This window comes from Thiorhodococcus drewsii AZ1 (genome assembly GCF_000224065.1).
In the GTDB taxonomy this organism is placed as follows: Bacteria; Pseudomonadota; Gammaproteobacteria; order Chromatiales; family Chromatiaceae; genus Imhoffiella; species Imhoffiella drewsii.
On sequence record NZ_AFWT01000007.1, the window covers coordinates 114,942 to 130,374 of the forward strand.

Annotated in this window: 15 protein-coding genes; 9 read left to right on the forward strand and 6 right to left on the reverse strand. The window is 63.0% G+C overall.

Annotated elements, in window-relative coordinates; genetic code table 11:
• Window positions 1-14 precede the first annotated feature (14 nt).
• From THIDRDRAFT_RS06465 to THIDRDRAFT_RS06470, 3 genes are all read left to right on the forward strand, one after another.
• Window positions 15-266 carry a hypothetical protein gene (locus tag THIDRDRAFT_RS06465; protein ID WP_007040011.1) on the forward strand — a complete coding sequence of 84 codons (252 nt, stop codon included), beginning with the start codon at window positions 15-17 and terminating at the stop codon, window positions 264-266.
• 16 nt (window positions 267-282) lie between these two features.
• On the forward strand, window positions 283-405 hold the full coding sequence (locus tag THIDRDRAFT_RS27080; RefSeq protein ID WP_281054758.1) for a hypothetical protein: 123 nt from the start codon (window positions 283-285) through the stop codon (window positions 403-405).
• A gap of 451 nt (window positions 406-856) precedes the next feature.
• On the forward strand, window positions 857-1,135 hold the full coding sequence (locus THIDRDRAFT_RS06470; protein WP_007040013.1) for an RNA recognition motif domain-containing protein: 279 nt from the start codon (window positions 857-859) through the stop codon (window positions 1,133-1,135).
• 66 nt (window positions 1,136-1,201) lie between these two features.
• On the opposite strand, the gene ubiD is transcribed toward THIDRDRAFT_RS06470, so the two are convergent.
• The 4 genes from ubiD to cobF all read right to left on the reverse strand — a co-directional run bounded on the left by ubiD (window position 1,202) and on the right by cobF (window position 6,385).
• Window positions 1,202-2,677, reverse strand: a complete 1,476-nt coding sequence (ubiD, locus tag THIDRDRAFT_RS06475) for a 4-hydroxy-3-polyprenylbenzoate decarboxylase (RefSeq protein WP_007040014.1) — start codon at window positions 2,675-2,677, stop codon at window positions 1,202-1,204.
• 21 nt (window positions 2,678-2,698) lie between these two features.
• Window positions 2,699-4,732, reverse strand: coding sequence for an oligopeptidase A (prlC, locus tag THIDRDRAFT_RS06480; RefSeq protein ID WP_007040015.1), 2,034 nt, complete (start codon window positions 4,730-4,732; stop codon window positions 2,699-2,701).
• A 219-nt stretch (window positions 4,733-4,951) separates the two neighbouring features.
• On the reverse strand, window positions 4,952-5,524 hold the full coding sequence (locus THIDRDRAFT_RS06485) for a CNP1-like family protein (protein ID WP_139058655.1): 573 nt from the start codon (window positions 5,522-5,524) through the stop codon (window positions 4,952-4,954).
• Between the two features lie 90 nt (window positions 5,525-5,614).
• On the reverse strand, window positions 5,615-6,385 hold the full coding sequence (gene cobF, locus THIDRDRAFT_RS06490) for a precorrin-6A synthase (deacetylating) (protein WP_007040017.1): 771 nt from the start codon (window positions 6,383-6,385) through the stop codon (window positions 5,615-5,617).
• Between the two features lie 387 nt (window positions 6,386-6,772).
• On the opposite strand from cobF, the gene bchE reads away from it, so the two are divergent.
• Window positions 6,773-8,413 (forward strand): magnesium-protoporphyrin IX monomethyl ester anaerobic oxidative cyclase, encoded by a 1,641-nt coding sequence (gene bchE / locus THIDRDRAFT_RS06495; protein ID WP_007040018.1) that lies wholly within the window; start codon window positions 6,773-6,775, stop codon window positions 8,411-8,413.
• 203 nt (window positions 8,414-8,616) lie between these two features.
• Window positions 8,617-10,185 carry a cobyric acid synthase gene (locus tag THIDRDRAFT_RS06500; protein WP_007040019.1) on the forward strand — a complete coding sequence of 523 codons (1,569 nt, stop codon included), beginning with the start codon at window positions 8,617-8,619 and terminating at the stop codon, window positions 10,183-10,185.
• 45 nt (window positions 10,186-10,230) lie between these two features.
• Here the strand turns inward: THIDRDRAFT_RS06500 and THIDRDRAFT_RS06505 are convergent, their stop codons facing one another.
• Window positions 10,231-10,809, reverse strand: a complete 579-nt coding sequence (locus THIDRDRAFT_RS06505; protein ID WP_007040020.1) for a Uma2 family endonuclease — start codon at window positions 10,807-10,809, stop codon at window positions 10,231-10,233.
• Window positions 10,810-10,952: 143 nt separating this feature from the next.
• Here THIDRDRAFT_RS06505 and THIDRDRAFT_RS06510 point away from each other — a divergent pair, with 143 nt between their 5' ends.
• The 4 genes from THIDRDRAFT_RS06510 (at window position 10,953) to THIDRDRAFT_RS06525 (ending at window position 12,950) form a co-directional block, all read left to right on the forward strand.
• On the forward strand, window positions 10,953-11,282 hold the full coding sequence (locus THIDRDRAFT_RS06510) for a cysteine-rich small domain-containing protein (RefSeq protein ID WP_007040021.1): 330 nt from the start codon (window positions 10,953-10,955) through the stop codon (window positions 11,280-11,282).
• 51 nt (window positions 11,283-11,333) lie between these two features.
• Window positions 11,334-11,699: a CidA/LrgA family protein gene (locus tag THIDRDRAFT_RS06515; protein ID WP_007040022.1), complete on the forward strand. Its 366-nt coding sequence runs from the start codon at window positions 11,334-11,336 to the stop codon at window positions 11,697-11,699.
• Window positions 11,696-12,430, forward strand: a complete 735-nt coding sequence (locus THIDRDRAFT_RS06520) for an LrgB family protein (RefSeq protein WP_007040023.1) — start codon at window positions 11,696-11,698, stop codon at window positions 12,428-12,430. Before THIDRDRAFT_RS06515 ends, THIDRDRAFT_RS06520 begins: the two co-directional genes overlap by 4 nt.
• A 76-nt stretch (window positions 12,431-12,506) precedes the next feature.
• Window positions 12,507-12,950, forward strand: a complete 444-nt coding sequence (locus THIDRDRAFT_RS06525; protein WP_007040024.1) for an acyl-CoA thioesterase — start codon at window positions 12,507-12,509, stop codon at window positions 12,948-12,950.
• A 56-nt stretch (window positions 12,951-13,006) separates the two neighbouring features.
• Here THIDRDRAFT_RS06525 and hypF read toward each other — a convergent pair whose 3' ends face one another.
• Window positions 13,007-15,370 (reverse strand): carbamoyltransferase HypF, encoded by a 2,364-nt coding sequence (gene hypF, locus THIDRDRAFT_RS06530; protein WP_007040025.1) that lies wholly within the window; start codon window positions 15,368-15,370, stop codon window positions 13,007-13,009.
• Between the last annotated feature and the right edge of the window lie 63 nt (window positions 15,371-15,433).

A 15,433-nucleotide genomic window follows, 5' to 3' on the forward strand; every position in this document is an offset into this window, starting at 1 on the left:
GTCGAGGTCGAATTATGTTCGTGGAATCCTTTCTGCCTGCCTTCTGGCAGGTGCTGGTCGAACTCTCTCCCTCACTGCTGCTGGGTCTGCTGGTCGCCGGTCTGATGCATGTCTGTCTGCCGACCGGATTCGTGCATCGCGGTCTGATCGACAGGGCGCGTGCTGCGGCGTCTGTATCCCGCGAAAGCGCCGAGTGCCGCTCTGGTGCTCAAGGTTCAGGGTATGACTCGTCAGCATTTCGTGTTCAGTGTGAGGCGTGCGATTGATGCGGTCGATGAGGCGATGCCGGAGCTTGGTTCGGGTTTGGTGCGTGTGCGCGACGACCGCCTGGACGCGGCCGCGCTGGTCGAGGCGATTCGCAAGGCGGGATTCGATGCTAAATCTGCGGATGCCGAGAGCCAATGAATGTCATTAGGGTTGTTGGGTTTTTTCTCTCTCGCGCTGTTGACGCAATGCGGCTGATCCACTAGCTTTTCCTTCAGACCTAATCGCGGCAACTGCCAGGATCCCTAACCGCCCGAGCGAGTATCAAGCGCCAATGCCTCTCCGGAGTGTCTCCGGGGTTTGACTTGGGGATCCGAGCCCGCCCACAGATTCGCCGAAATCGATCGCTGATGCGTGTTTCGGTTGGAGGAATTGGACGACCTCCCTATCCACCCCCTTGTTCTCGTCTCCGGTTGTCACGGGTATTTTCGTGAGCCAGACGCGCGTTTGTCGGTTGGTCCAAGTTCCGCCCGCGATTGATGTTGCCGGGATGCGTCCCCCGGGATCGGTGTCGTGGCCGTCGTGTCGGCTTGTGTGTTGGCCAGCGACGGCATTGGTTCGATCAATGCACAAGAGCGCGAGAGAATGAGAGATGAGGATTTACGTAGGCAATCTGCCCTATAGCGTGACAGACGACGATTTGCGGACCATCTTCTCCGAATTCGGGGAGTTGGCGGCCGCAGAGGTCATTAAGGATAAATTTTCCGGTCAATCCAAAGGCTTCGGCTTTGTGGACATGCCCAGCAATTCAGACGCGGATGCGGCTATCAAGGCCCTGAACGAATCCGATATGAAGGGGCGCAAGCTGACCGTCAACGAGGCCCGTCCACGGGCCGAGCGTCCGCGAGGCGGTGGTGGCGGTCGTTACTGAGTTTACTTCGATGATGTAGATGCAGGCTCCCTCGGGAGCCTGCATTCTTTCGAGCGGTATGATTCGCTAGGCGGTTGGGCCGATTCCGAGCAGGCTCCAGATTCGGTCCACGCGTTCCTTCACGGCATCATCCATTCGGATGGGCTGTCCCCATTCGCGAGTGGTCTCGCCCTGCCATTTGTTGGTGGCGTCGAAACCGATCTTCGAGCCCAGCCCGGAGACGGGTGAGGCAAAATCCAGATAGTCGATCGGCGTGTTCTCGATCATCACCGTGTCCCGCACCGGATCCATGCGCGTGGTCATGGCCCAGATGACATCCTTCCAGTCCCGGGTGCAGACGTCCTCGTCCACCACGATGACGAACTTGGTGTACATGAACTGGCGCAGGAATGACCAGACGCCCATCATCACCCGCTTGGCGTGACCCGGATACTGCTTTTTGATGCTGACCACGGCAAGCCGGTAGGAGCAGCCCTCGGGCGGCAGATAGAAGTCCTGGATCTCGGGAAACTGCTTCTGCAGGATCGGGACGAAGACCTCGTTGAGCGCGACGCCCAGAACGGCCGGTTCGTCCGGGGGGCGCCCAGTGTAGGTACTGTGATAGATGGGATCGCGGCGCTGGGTGATGCGGTCGATGGTGAAGACCGGGAAGTGATCGACCTCGTTGTAATAGCCTGTGTGATCGCCGAAGGGACCTTCCGGTGCCATGTCGTCTGGATGGATATGGCCTTCGAGGACGATCTCTGCGCTGGCCGGGACCTGAAGGTCCGATTCCATGCACGTGGCCAATTCGGTGCGGCTGCCGCGCAGCAGGCCGGCGAAGGCGTATTCAGAGAGCGAGTCCGGCACCGGCGTGACCGCGCCGAGGATGGTGGCCGGATCGGCGCCGAGCGCCACGGTGACCGGGAACGGCTTGCCCGGATGGGCGCGTTGCCAGTCCCGATAGTCCTGGGCCCCGCCGCGATGCGCCAGCCAACGCATGATGACGCGGTTGGGTCCGAGCACCTGCATGCGGTAGATGCCAAGGTTCTGGCGCGACTTCTCGGGACCTCGGGTGATCACCAGGCCCCAGGTGATGAGCGGCCCCGCGTCGCCCGGCCAGCAGTGCTGGATGGGCAGGCGGCCGAGATCGACCGCGTCGCCGGTGAAGGAGACCTCCTGGCAGGGTGCGTTGCGCCGGACCTTGGGGGCCATGTCCAGCACCTTCTTGAAGATAGGCAGGGTCTCCCAGGCCTGCTTCATGCCCTTCGGTGGGTCGGGTTCCTTGAGGAAGGCCAGCAATTTGCCGACCTCGCGCAGCGCCTCGACTGATTCTTCGCCCATACCGAGCGCCACCCTGCGGGGCGTGCCGAAGAGGTTGCCCAGCAACGGAATGTCAGACCCCTTCGGTCGCTCGAACAAAAGTGCCGGACCGCCGGCCCTCAGGGTGCGGTCGCAGATCTCGGTCACTTCCAGATAGGGATCGACCTCCAGCTGGATACGCTTGAGCTCTCCCCGCTGTTCGAGTTGGTCGATGAAGTCGCGTAGATCCTGATATTTCATGTCTGCGTCATTGTTTTTCGATCAGGCGGCAATGCCCGTGTGACGCAGTAGGGCGTCGGTGTTGGGCTCGCGGCCGCGGAACCGGACGAAGAGATCCATGGCCTCCTCCGATCCGCCTTTCTCCAGGATGTTCTCCAAGAAGGAACGGCCGGTTTCAGGGTCGAATACGCCCTTTTCCTCGAACAGCGAGAAGGCGTCGGCTGAGAGTACCTCGGCCCATTTGTAGCTGTAATAGCCGGCCGCGTAGCCGCCCGCGAAGATGTGCGAGAAGCCATGGGCGAAACGGTGGAAGGCGGGCGGTCGGATGACTGCAACCTGGTCGCGGACCTGGTCCAGGATCTCGTAGACCCGTCCGCCGCGTTCGGGGTCGTATTCCAGATGGATGCGGAAATCGAACAGTGCGAATTCGAGCTGACGCACCATCTGCATGGCCGACTGGAAATTTTTGGCGGCGAGCATGCGCTGATAGAGTGTTTCGGGAATAGGCTCGCCGGTTTCCCAGTGGGCGGCGAACAGATCCAGAGACTCGCGCTCCCAGCACCAGTTTTCCAGAAATTGGCTGGGGAGTTCGACCGCGTCCCAGGGAACGCCGTTGATTCCGGCGACGGCGGGATAGTCGACCTTGGTCAGCATGTGATGCAGGCCGTGGCCGAACTCGTGGAAGAGGGTCTCGACCTCGTTATGGGTCAGCAGCGAGGGTGTGTCGCCGACCGGCGGGGTGAAGTTGCAGACCAGGTAGGCGACCGGAATCTGGTCGCAACCGGTGATGTGCATGCGGTTGGTGCAGACGTCCATCCAGGCGCCGCCGCGTTTGTTCTGGCGTGCGAAGGGGTCGAGATAGAACTGGCCGCGCAGCACGCCCGATTCCAGGTCGCGGATCTCGAAGAAGCGCACGTCCGGATGATAGGTCTCGAAGCCCTCTGCCTCCTGGATGCGGATGCCGAACAGACGCTCGACCACGCTGAACAACCCGGAGAGTACCCGCGACACGGGGAAGTAGGGACGGAGTTCTTCCTGGCTGATCTGATAGCGATGGACGCGCAGCTTTTCCGCGTAATAGCCGATGTCCCAAGGTTCGAGCCCGGTCACGCCATGCTGTTCCTGGGCGAACGCCTCAAGCTCTCGCAACTCCTGGCGGGCCTGCTCGACCGAGCGTTCGGCCAGGTCGTTGAGGAACTGAAGGACCTCCTCGGGCGAACGCGCCATCTTGGTCGCCAGCGAGCGTTCGGCGTAATTGGGGAAGTCGAGCAGCTGGGCCAGCTCGTGTCGCAGCGCCAGGATATCCTCCATGAGGTCGCCGTTATCCCATTTCCCCGCGTGCGGTCCCTGGTCCGAGGCACGGGTGCCGTAGGCCTGATAGAACTCGAAGCGCAGGTCGCGATCGTCCGCGTAGGTCATGACGGGCAGATAGGAGGGCATGTCGAGCGTGAACAGCCATCCGTCCTTGCCCTGGTTCTCGGCGTTTTGACGGGCGAGCCCCAGCGCGGATTCGGGAAGCCCGGACAGTAGGGCCGAATCCTGAACCAGCTTGCTCCAGGCGTTGGTCGCGTCGAGCAGGTTTTCCGAATATTTGCTGGTGAGCCGTGAAAGCTCCTGGCTGATTTCCTTGTAACGGGTCTTCTTCTCGGCCGGAAGGTCCACCCCGGATAGATGGAAGTCACGCAAGGCGTTGTCGAGCAGCTTGCGCTGGATCGCGTCCAGATGTTCCTGGGCGGCGACGGATTGATAGGCGCGGAACAGCGCCTCGTTCTGTCCTACCTCGGTGCCGTATTCGCTGAGTTTGGGCAGGCAGGCATTGTAGGCGGCACGCAGCGCGTCGCTGTTGAGGACCCCGTTGAGATGTCCGATCGGGGACCAGGTGCGATTCAGTGTGTCGTCCATCTCTTCGAGCGGCTCGATGAAGTTCTCCCAGGTCGGGAGTTCCGCGTTCTGGGTCAGACGCTCGATCTGCTCGCGGCAAGCGGCGAGGCGGGCATCGATAGCCGGTTCGAGGTGTTCGGGGCGGATGAGGCTGAAGGCTGGTAAGCCGGCCTGTTCGAGCAATGGATTGGACATGGCGTGATGAAATGGATCTCGGGTCTTGAATGAATGGTGTGGGCGGCGGCTGGGCTGAATGTGCACAGTCCGCGTCGGCGCCGGGCCCGCGTGTTGCGGGAACGCGGTGGGCGTGGAACCGTTTCTGTTCGCCCTCCAGTCGATGGTTGTGTGCCACCCGATTGTTCTTTCCAATCAGATGCGGGGTTCGGTTGCATCTTCAATGGGGCGTGGGCACGGTCAGTCGGTCAGAAAGCCGCTGTTCTGTCGGGGGGCGATATGCCCCCGCAGGGAGCGCAGCATGTCCTTCTTGGGTCTGGGCTTGAATGCGCGAGGGATACAGAAATGATAACGCCACAGATCCGCGCGGTAGTGCTCGGACGGTTCGAAGGACAGCGGCTGCCAGTCCGCTCCCTCGATGGGAGTGAAGCGCTTCGCCGCGCCGAAGGCGTAGATCTTGTATTTCCCCCTCGGTGTGCAGCGCAGGCCCTCGACCGAGAGATTGCGTGCCCCATTGCTCGCTTCGGCGACCAGTGTGTAATGCACCACCTCGTCCGCGCCGATCTCCAGGTGGGCCGCGTCGATATAGAAGCGGAAGGGTTGCTTGGTGGGGCTGTCGACCTGGAACTCAACGAGATCGGAATCCTTCGGCCAGGGCGGCAGCGGGCGCTGGATCTCGGTCCAGGGCGTGCCTTCCTTGAAATTCGACGGCCCCGGTGGTTCGGGGTCGTTGACGAATGCGTTCTCTCCCGCGAGCGTCGTTTGGCTCGTCAGGAGGAGCAGGCAGAGGGCAAGTGACGGGAGTCGTCTCATGGCAGAATCGATGGCTGACAGGATCATGATGCAGTCAATGATGCGATATGCGTCCCTCGGGGTCGAGTCGGCCCGAACGGGTGGCATGGGTCAGGCTTCGTTCCTGCGTCGGCGCAGCAGATAGATGTCCATCAGCCAGCCCTTTTTCTCGCGCGTCTCGGCCTTGAGGCGGAGCAGGTCGTCCGTGACCTCGTCCACTGGTCCGGAGAACAGAATCTCGTCCGGACAGCCGAGATAGCCGGCCCAGTAGACATCCATATTCTGATTGCGGAAGCGTTGGAAGGAAGCGTTGTAGTCGAGCATGACCACGGCGTTGTCGATCTCGGACGGGTCGCATGTCTCGGCATGACGGCCGGTGGTGATGGTGATGCTCTCGCCGATCCGATTGAGCGGGATCTTGTGTTGGGCGGCCAGCATTTGAACGGAGGTGATGCCGGGGATGATCTCGAAATCGAGCTGGCCCTCGGATCGGGCGACGAGATCGGACACGAGCGAGACCGTCTGGTCGTAAATCGCCGGATCGCCCCAGAGGAGTAGGGCGCCATTCTGGCCGTCCTCCAGTTCCTCGTCGATCAGACGCTGGAAGAGTGCGTGCTTTTCCTCGTGCCAGACCTTGACGTCTTCCTTGTAATCGCCGCTCGCCATGCGTCGTGTCGGACTGTTCGCCACCACGACGCGGTAGCCGCTCTCGCCGATATAGTGATGCAGGATGTCCTGGCGCATTTGCAGCAGTTCTTCCTTGCCGCGTCCGTCCTTTTCCAGCATGAAGAAGACGTCGATGCGCTTGAGCGCTTCGATCGCTTGAACCGTGAGGAATTCGGGGAGACCGGGACCCATGCCGATCAGATACAGCTTCTTCATTGTTGTGCCAGACAGTTGGGCGCTCGCTCGGCGTCGTCGCGGTGCCGTGGAGTGCGGTGATTCGGGGATTCCGCCGCGATGCGTGGATACGCGCGCGATCTCGGGCGGGATGGGCTGCCCGCTTGTCATCGGGCGGGGTCCGGACGTGGACCGATAGCGTGGCGATTCTAATGAGTCGTTGGTATGATCGCCAACTTGATTCGGATTTCGCCTGCTGTGCTGTTTGCGGGGCGAATGCGCCTGTTCAACGAATGCCCCTACTCGGTTAGAGGTTGCTTGGGTCAGCAGAATTGATGCAGTCTCCTGGCCGCGATGCGCTGATGCCTCGTTGTCGCCGTCCTGTGGTGCGCCTGCTGACCGACTGTTCTTGATTACCCGGAGCTGACAATGCGAATCCTTTTTGTCCACCCGAACTATAGCGCCGGTGCCGCCGATATCGCTGGCAACTGGTCGCCGGCCTGGGTCGCCTATCTGGCGGGCTATCTGAAGTCGGGAGGCTACCAAGACTATCAATTCGTCGATGCCATGGTGGACAAGCTGGACGATGATCAGCTGCGCGTGGCCATCCGAGAGGCGAAGCCTGATATCGTCGCGACCACGGCGATGACGCCCATGATCTACGCCTCGCAGCGTCTGCTGCAGATCGCCAAGGAAGAGTGTCCGAACGCGATCACGGTGCTTGGCGGTATCCACGGCACCTTCATGTACGATCAGGTGCTGCACGAGGCCCCCTGGATCGACGCCATCATCCGCGGCGAGGGCGAGGCCGTCACCCTGAATTTGGTGCGCAGCATCGACCAGACCGGCTGGCCGGGCGATCGCGCCAAGGTTCAGGGCATCGCCTATCTTGACGAGAACCAGCAGGTCGTCGCCACCCCGGCCGAGCCGTCCATCAAGGACGTCGACTCCATCTGGCCGGACTGGGGCATCCTCGAGTGGAAGAAGTACATCTACATCCCGCTCGGCGTGCCGGTCGCAACCCCCAACATGGCGCGCGGCTGTCCCTTCACCTGCAGCTTCTGCTCGCAGTGGAAGTTCTGGCGCGACTATCGCGTGCGCGATCCCAAGCGCATGGTCGACGAGATCGAGGAGCTGGTGAAGGTCCACGGCGTCGGCTTCTTCATCCTTGCCGACGAAGAACCCCAGATCAACAAGAACAAGTTCGTCGAGTTCTGTCAGGAACTGATCGACCGCGATCTCGGGATCCATTGGGGCATCAATACCCGTGTGACCGACGTCATGCGCGACGAGGAGCTGTTGCCCTTCTACCGCAAGGCCGGTCTGGTCCACATCTCGCTCGGCACCGAGGCGGCGGCGCAGCTCAATCTGGATCGCTTCGTCAAGGAGACCACGGTCGCCCAGAACAAGCGCGCCATCCAGCTCCTGCAGGAGAACGGCATCGTCACCGAGGCGCAGTTCATCGTCGGTCTCGAGAACGAGACCCGCGAAACGCTCGAAGAGACCTACAACATGGTCATGGATTGGGGCGCGGACATGGCCAACTGGTCGATGTACACACCCTGGCCGTTCGCCGACATGTTTGCCGAGATGGGCGATCGGGTCGAGGTCTTCGATTACTCGAAGTACAACTTCGTTTCGCCGATCATGAAGCCCGACAACATCGACCGTGCCGAGCTGCTCGACGGCGTGATGGCCAATTACCGGCGTTTCTACATGAAGCGGATGTTCTTCCAGTATCCCTGGGTGAAGGACCCCTTCCGTCGTCGCTATTTGATGGGCTGCATCAAGGCCTTCCTCAAGAGCGCCATGGAGCGTCGCTTCTATCAGCTGGGCAAGCAGAACTACTGGGGGCCGCTGTTCAAGAAGCTCATCAAGTTCGACTACGACAAGAGCAAGTCCAAGATCGTCGAGCCGGATCACAATGCCTGGAAGAAGGCGCCTCCGGCCAAGCGTCCGGCGGTCAGCGTCGCGGGCGCCGCGCCTCAGGCCTGTGGCGGTCCCAAGGCATGCGGTGGTGGCGATCAGCAGATGACCGAGGAGCAGATCAAGCAGTACGACAATGCTTGATTGTTAGCTGTCAGCTACCAGCTTTCAGCCTCCAGCTGTTGTTTGCCGAGGTTTTCGCTTCTTCGGTTATGTCTGGGCGAAGCATTGGGGTGACTGCAACACGCTGAAAGCTGGCCGCTGGAGGCTGATAGCTTATCCATTGATCCTGGCCCGCATTCGTTCGATGACGGATGCGGGTCTTGCCGTTTAGGACGATTGACCGCATGACCGATCCCGCTCCCTCCATCTCCATCGATATGCCGCCCCTCGTCGAGCACGGGCCGCGTCGCGCCCGCGTGCTCATGATCCAGGGTACCGCCTCGGACGTCGGCAAGAGCATGCTGGTCGCCGGACTGTGCCGCGCCTATCATCGCCGCGGGCTCGTGGTGCGCCCCTTCAAGGCGCAGAACATGAGCAACAACGCGGCCGTGACGCTCGACACCGACGCCGCCCCTGGACCGAACGGCGAGCAGCCGCGCGGCGAGATCGGGCGTGCTCAGGCGCTGCAGGCGCGCGCCTGTGGCGTGCGGCCCTCGATCCACATGAATCCGGTCCTGCTCAAGCCCCAGACCAATATCGGCTCCCAGGTGGTGCTGCGCGGACGGGTGCTCGGCAACTGTCCGGCGCGGGTCTATCACGAGATGCGCCAGGGCCTGATGCCGGCGGTGCTCGACAGCTTCGAGCGTCTCTGCGCCGAGGCCGATCTGGTGCTGGTCGAGGGTGCGGGCAGCGGCGCCGAGATCTATCTGCGCCAGTGCGACATCACCAACATGCATTTCGCCGAGCGTGCCGACATCCCGGTGGTGATACTGGGCGATCTCGACAAGGGCGGTACCATGGCCTCCCTGGTCGGCACCTGGCTGCTGCTGGATCAGGCCGACCGCGACCGGGTCGTGGGCTATCTCGTCAACAAGTTCCGAGGCGACTTCTCGCTGTTCGAGCCGGCTTGCGAGACCATTACCGAGATCACCGGCTGGCCCTTTCGAGGGGTCGTGCGCTGGTTCGAAGGCGCGAGCCGTCTGCCGGCCGAGGACTCGCTGGCCCTGGAGCGTCCGGCCGAGACCAGCGGCGGCACGCTCAACGTCGTCATCCCGCGCCTGTCGCGCGTGGCCAACTTCGACGACATGGATCCGCTGGCTGCCGAGCCGAGCGTCAATCTGCGCTGGATCGAACCCGGGCACCCGATCCCGGCCGAGGCCGACGTCGTCATCCTGCCCGGATCCAAGGCGACTCGTACCGATCTGGGGGTTCTGCGCCGCGAGGGCTGGGACATCGACATCCTCGCCCACGTGCGCCGTGGCGGTCGGGTGGTCGGACTCTGTGCCGGCTATCAGATGCTGGGCCGCATGGTGCGCGATCCGCAGGGTATCGAGGGTGAGCCGGGCGAGACGCCCGGACTGGGCCTGCTGGACATCGAGACCGAGATCGGCGGCGAGAAGCGTCTGATCGACCTCGAAGTCACCGACCAGCGTAGCGGTTGCCACGTCAGCGGTTACGAGATGCACATGGGCCGCACGACCGGGCCGGGACTGGAGCGCCCCTGGCTGGTGCTCGACGATGGCAAGGGCGCGGTGCGACACGAGGGCGCCATCTCGGCCGACGGTCGCGTCATGGGTGGCTATCTGCACGGCATCTTTGGTGCCGACGCCTTCCGCACCCATTGGCTGGAGCAGGTCGGCGCCCAGGCCGCGCGGATCGACTTCGAGGCCCGCATCGAGGCCGCCCTGGACGAACTTGCCGAGCACTTCGAGGCCAATCTGGATCTGGATGCGCTGTTGGAGTTGGCGCGGTAACCAAAAAGATCGGCTCGCTCCCCGGCGACCGATGCGCGTCGGACGCTATTCCGGTTGCGCCAACGCGACATCCTCGTAGATATCGGTGAGCGAGAAGGCGATGTCGAGGTCGCCGCACCGGAACCTCAGGTCTCCTTCCTGATCGAAGACCTGGTGTCGCCACAGCCCGTCCGTTCCCAGGCTGTAGAGCTCGACCTGGCGGCGCTCCTGGCTGATCAGCATGTAGTACCGCAAGGAGCCGAGCGTGCGGTAGGCGATGAGCTTTTCGCGACGGTCGATGACCTCGGTGGAGGGCGAGAGCACCTCGACGATGAGGCAGGGCGCCTGCTTGTAAAGCGAGGCACTATCGTCTCGGTCGCAGGTCAGGAGCACATCGGGGTAATAGAAGGCGTCGTGTTTAAGCACGCGAACCTTCATGTCGCTGATGAAGGCGGCGCAAGTGGTTCCGCGTGTTACGCCTCGCAGGTGAAAAAAGACGTTGCCGGCAATGCGGTTGTGCGCCTCTCCGGCCCCGGCCATGGCGAACAGTCGGCCGGCCACATATTCGTGCCGGATATCGCTCGATTGCTCGCTGGTCAGATAGTCGTCTGGATCGATGTCAAGGATGTGCGCGGCCAGACTCATGTCGATACCTCGGATGCCAGGTCGAATTCTGTGTCCAGTATAACCGCCGACTGTGTGGGTGCAGTCGGCGTCAGACGACAACGCCATGACGGCGATGCCGCATCGAGTGCCCCTATCATCTCCGCCCTGTTTCAGTTGATGCCATGCAGCCGAAAGACACCACTCACGACGAGTCCTTCAAGGGATTCACCAACGACGCCTGTCCCTTCTATCCCTGCCACCGGGGCGTGAAGCGCGCGTTCAATTGCCTCTTCTGTTACTGCCCGCTCATCGCCTACGAATGTCCAGGTCCCTATCGTCTCTATACGGACAAGAACGGTCTTACGCGCAAGGACTGTTCCGACTGCCGTCTTCCGCACGATGGCCACAGCGCCTCCTGGGCCTTCATCCAGAAATGGCTGGAACGCCCGCAAATCTGGAGCGGTCACCCGCAGCGCGAGCCATACGCCAAGACCCGGCGACGCGAACCCTGATGTCGAGACGCCGAATCCGTCCCTCCGCCGATCGATCAGCGAGAATCATCCATGCTTGAAGCGCTGACACTCATCTTTTTCTGCCAACTGCTGGGCGAGAGCCTCGTGCGTCTCTTGAGTCTGCCGCTGCCCGGTCCGGTCGCCGGGATGCTCATCCTCTTTCTCGGGCTGGCGGTGCGTGGCGGCATTCCGAGCGAGGTCGAGCGGGCCGGCGCCACACTGCTCGGTCATTTGCCGCTGCTGTTCGTTCCGGCCGGGGTGGGTGTCATGGCGCACTGGGATCTCTTGCGGGATAACTGGCCAGCCCTGACGGTAGCGCTTCTGCTCGGAACCCTGATCACTCTGGTGGTCACGGCCCTGACCATGAGCGGGACCCAGTGGCTGTTGCGTCGTTTGCGCGGGGGCGATCCGTCGTGAACGAGGCGCCATTCCAAACGCTCTGGGTCTATCTGGCCGAGGCGCCGCTGTTCTGGCTGACGGCGACCTTGCTCGCCTGGATCGGGGCGCTGAAGCTGCACCGGTTGAGCGGCAGTCGCGCTCTGCTCAATCCGGTGGTCATGACCATCGGTCTGTTGATCGGGCTCTTATCGCTCACCGGAACGCCCTACGGCGTCTATTTCGATGGCGCCCAGTTCATCCATTTCCTCCTCGGGCCTGCCACGGTCGCGTTGGCGATCCCGCTCTATCGGCTGCGTATGGACCTGCGCGCACTGGCGATTCCGATCCTGGCCGCGTTGCTGGTCGGCGCCCTGGTTGCCGCCGTCAGTGCGGTGGAGTTGGCCTCTCTGTTCGGCGCGGATCGCACCATTCTGCTTTCGCTCGCCCCCAAGTCCGTTACGACCCCGGTCGCCATGGGTATTTCGGAGAAACTGGGCGGAATTCCGGCACTGACCGCCGCGCTGGTGGTGCTCACGGGTCTGGTCGGCGCGCTCTTCGGTGTCGATCTGCTGCGCCGGATCGGGATCCGCGACCCGGCGGTCACCGGGATCGCCTTGGGGACCGCTGCGCACGGCATCGGTACCGCGCGCGCCTTCCAGCTCGGCAATCGCGAAGGCGCCATGTCCGGGCTCGCGATGGCGCTGTCGGCGATCGTCAGCGCCTTGCTGTTGCCGGGCCTACTGCGCTGGCTTGGGTTGCTTGACGGCTAATCGTCTTGGGCGCCAGCCGCCACCGCTCACATCATCTTAAAACGTCCGTATTCAACCCACTGAGGAGCGTTAACAAATGGATAGAGTCGACCCCGCAATGCCGCGCCTGACCGATCCGCGCGCCTGGCAACTGACCGCGCGGCTGTTCGCCATGCCCAAGGACACCAACGCCTATGGCGACATCTTCGGCGGCTGGCTGTTGTCGCAGGCCGATCTCGCGGGCGGTGTCATCGCCGTCCAAGTCGCTCGAGGCCGGGTCGCGACCATCGCTGTGAAGGAGTTCCAGTTCATGGCTCCGGTGTTGGTTGGAGACCTGGTCGAGGGCTTCGCCCGCCTGGTCAAGATCGGCACCAGCTCGATGACGATCGAGATTCAGATCTGGGCGCAACGCGAGCCCGATCCCCATAGCCGCCAACAGGTCGCGACTGCCAATTTCACCTATGTTGCCGTCGACGAAACGGGTCGTTCCAGACCGATTGCGAATGCCGACGAACTCGCCGAGGCACTGTCGGAGGATTGATCCCCTTCGGTCGGTCCAGTGCCCCGGATGGCACATTGCCCCATCCGGGCTGCGGACTACGGACGTATTGCTCGGGCGGCGGCGATGCACGCCTGCCCGAGCGAGAGTCCGCCATCGTTGGATGGAACCTGGCGCTGCAGCAGGACCTGAATGCCCGTATCCGACAGATCCTTGAAAACCGACTCCAAGAGCAGCCGATTCTGGAAGACGCCACCGGAGAGCGCGATCGCCGCGATCTGGTGCGTGCGAGCGAGCTCCAGCGCGAGCTTGACGATGGCTGCGGCGAATCCGCGATGAAAGCGCGCAGAGATGCGCGCGATCTCCACACCTTGGGAAAGATCCAGGAAGAGTGCCGGCCACATGGGCGCGGCGTCCAGTTGGATGCCGAACTGGCTCTCGCTGGCCTGGAACGGGTAGCCGGACTCGGCGCCGGTTGGGCATCTGGCGGCCAGCGACTCCAGCTTGATCGCGGCCTGTCCCTCATAGAGGATGCGTTCATCGCAGATGCCAACTGCTGCTGCGACGGCGTCGAACAGACGTCCGGCCGAACTCGACAGCGGTGCGTTGATTCCGCGCTCTAGCATCGTTCTCAGCACACCGAGCGGGCGTGAGGCAAGTGCCTCAAGCGTCGTCAGATTCGGATGGTGTCTTCTCATCGCATCCAGACCGCCGGCGCTCTCCAGTTGGGCGAAGAGATTGCGCCAGGGTTCGAGGATCGCCTGCGTTCCTCCGGGCATGGCGACCGGTTTGAGGTGGCCGGCCCTGCGAGCGTCGCGATAGTCGCCGATCAGGAATTCGCCGCCCCAAAGTGTGCCGTCGTCACCGTATCCCAGTCCGTCGAGGATGATGCCGAGGACCGCAGGCCCGTCCAGTGGCCAGGCGTTGTCCGCGAGCGTGGAGGCAAGATGGGCATGGTGGTGCTGGATGCCGACCATGGGGATTTGCCAGCGGGCCGCGCGGTCGCGGCCGATGAGGGTCGAGCGATAGTCCGGATGCCGGTCGACGGCCAGGATTTGGGCGCGATGCTGGAATAGATCGAGATAGAGATCCAACGTGGCTTCGTACTCACGCGCGGTGCGGGCGTCTTCGAGGTCGCCCAGGTGCTGCGAGGGAATCGCCTCCCCTTGGCGCAGCAGACAGAAGCTGCTTTTCAGCTCTCCTCCCAGCGCCAGCACGTCAGGGGTCGTCTCGAAGCCTGGCGGCAGCGCGATGGGGGAGGGTGCATAGCCGCGCGCGCGCCGGATCATGCGTGGCGCGCCGGCCATGACGCGGACCACTGAGTCGTCGACCCGGTTGAGAATGGCGCGGTCATGCAGGAGCGCGAAGTCGGCCAGTGGGCTCAGACGCGCGACGGCGTCCTGGTTGTCGATGCATTGGGGTTCCTCGCTCAGATTGCCGCTGGTCATGACCAAGGGCCGATCCCAGTCTTCGAGCAGCAGATGGTGGAGCGGGCTATAGGGCAGCATGAAGCCCAGGCTGGTTTGGCCGGGCGCGATGGCCTCGGCAAGTGTCCTTTCGCGGCAGGGATCCGGTTCGATCCTGTCCAGCAGCAGGACGGGGGCCGCCGCTGTCGTCAGGATTCGCGCCGCCTCTTCGTTGACCGCGCAATGGCGTTCGACCACCTCCAGGTCGCGGGCCATGAGCGCGAACGGCTTGGCGTAACGGCGCTTGCGGTGTCGCAGCTCGCTGACCGCGTCCGCATTGGCCGCATCGCAGGCGAGATGGAAGCCGCCGATCCCCTTGAGCGCCAGGATGCGGCCCTCATGCAGCAGACGGCTGGCGGCGGCGATGGGGTCGAGATCGCCCGTCTTGTTGGTGTCGACCTCCCGTCCCTGGGCGTCGACCAACCAGAGTCGCGGACCGCAGTCGGGACAGGCGTTGGGCTGGGCGTGGAAGCGTCGATTCGCCGGATCGCCATATTCGGCACGGCAGGCCGGGCACATGGGGAAGACCGACATGCTGGTGCGCGAGCGGTCGTAGGGAATACCTCGAACGATGGTGAGTCGCGGTCCGCAATGGGTGCAGTTGGTGAAGGCGTAGCGGTGGCGTCGGTCTTGCTGGTCGCCGATCTCGCGGGCGCAGTCCGGGCAGGTTGCGGCGTCGGCGACGATAGCGGTGCGCGCCTGGGTGATCTGACTGTCGCGGATCAGAAAGTCATCGTGTGGGATCGGCTCGGTCAGCGTCTGGCGCTCGATCGCGTCGATGCGGGCCAGTGGCGGGCATTCGGCGCGCAGGCGCTCGCAGAAGCGCTCGATAGCGTTCGGATCGATCTCTGCGGCTGGTTGCGCCCGAATCAGCACCCCTTCGCCATCGTTGCAGACGTCGCCGATCAGTCCACATTCGCGTGCCAGACGCCACACGGTCGGTCGGAACCCGACACCCTGTACCAGTCCGCGTACCCGTATCCGTTCGCCGTGCATGCGTTTGCTTCCTCATGGCTTGAAATTTGCTGCCGATTCTGTCTATCTGAGGGCTGATTTGGC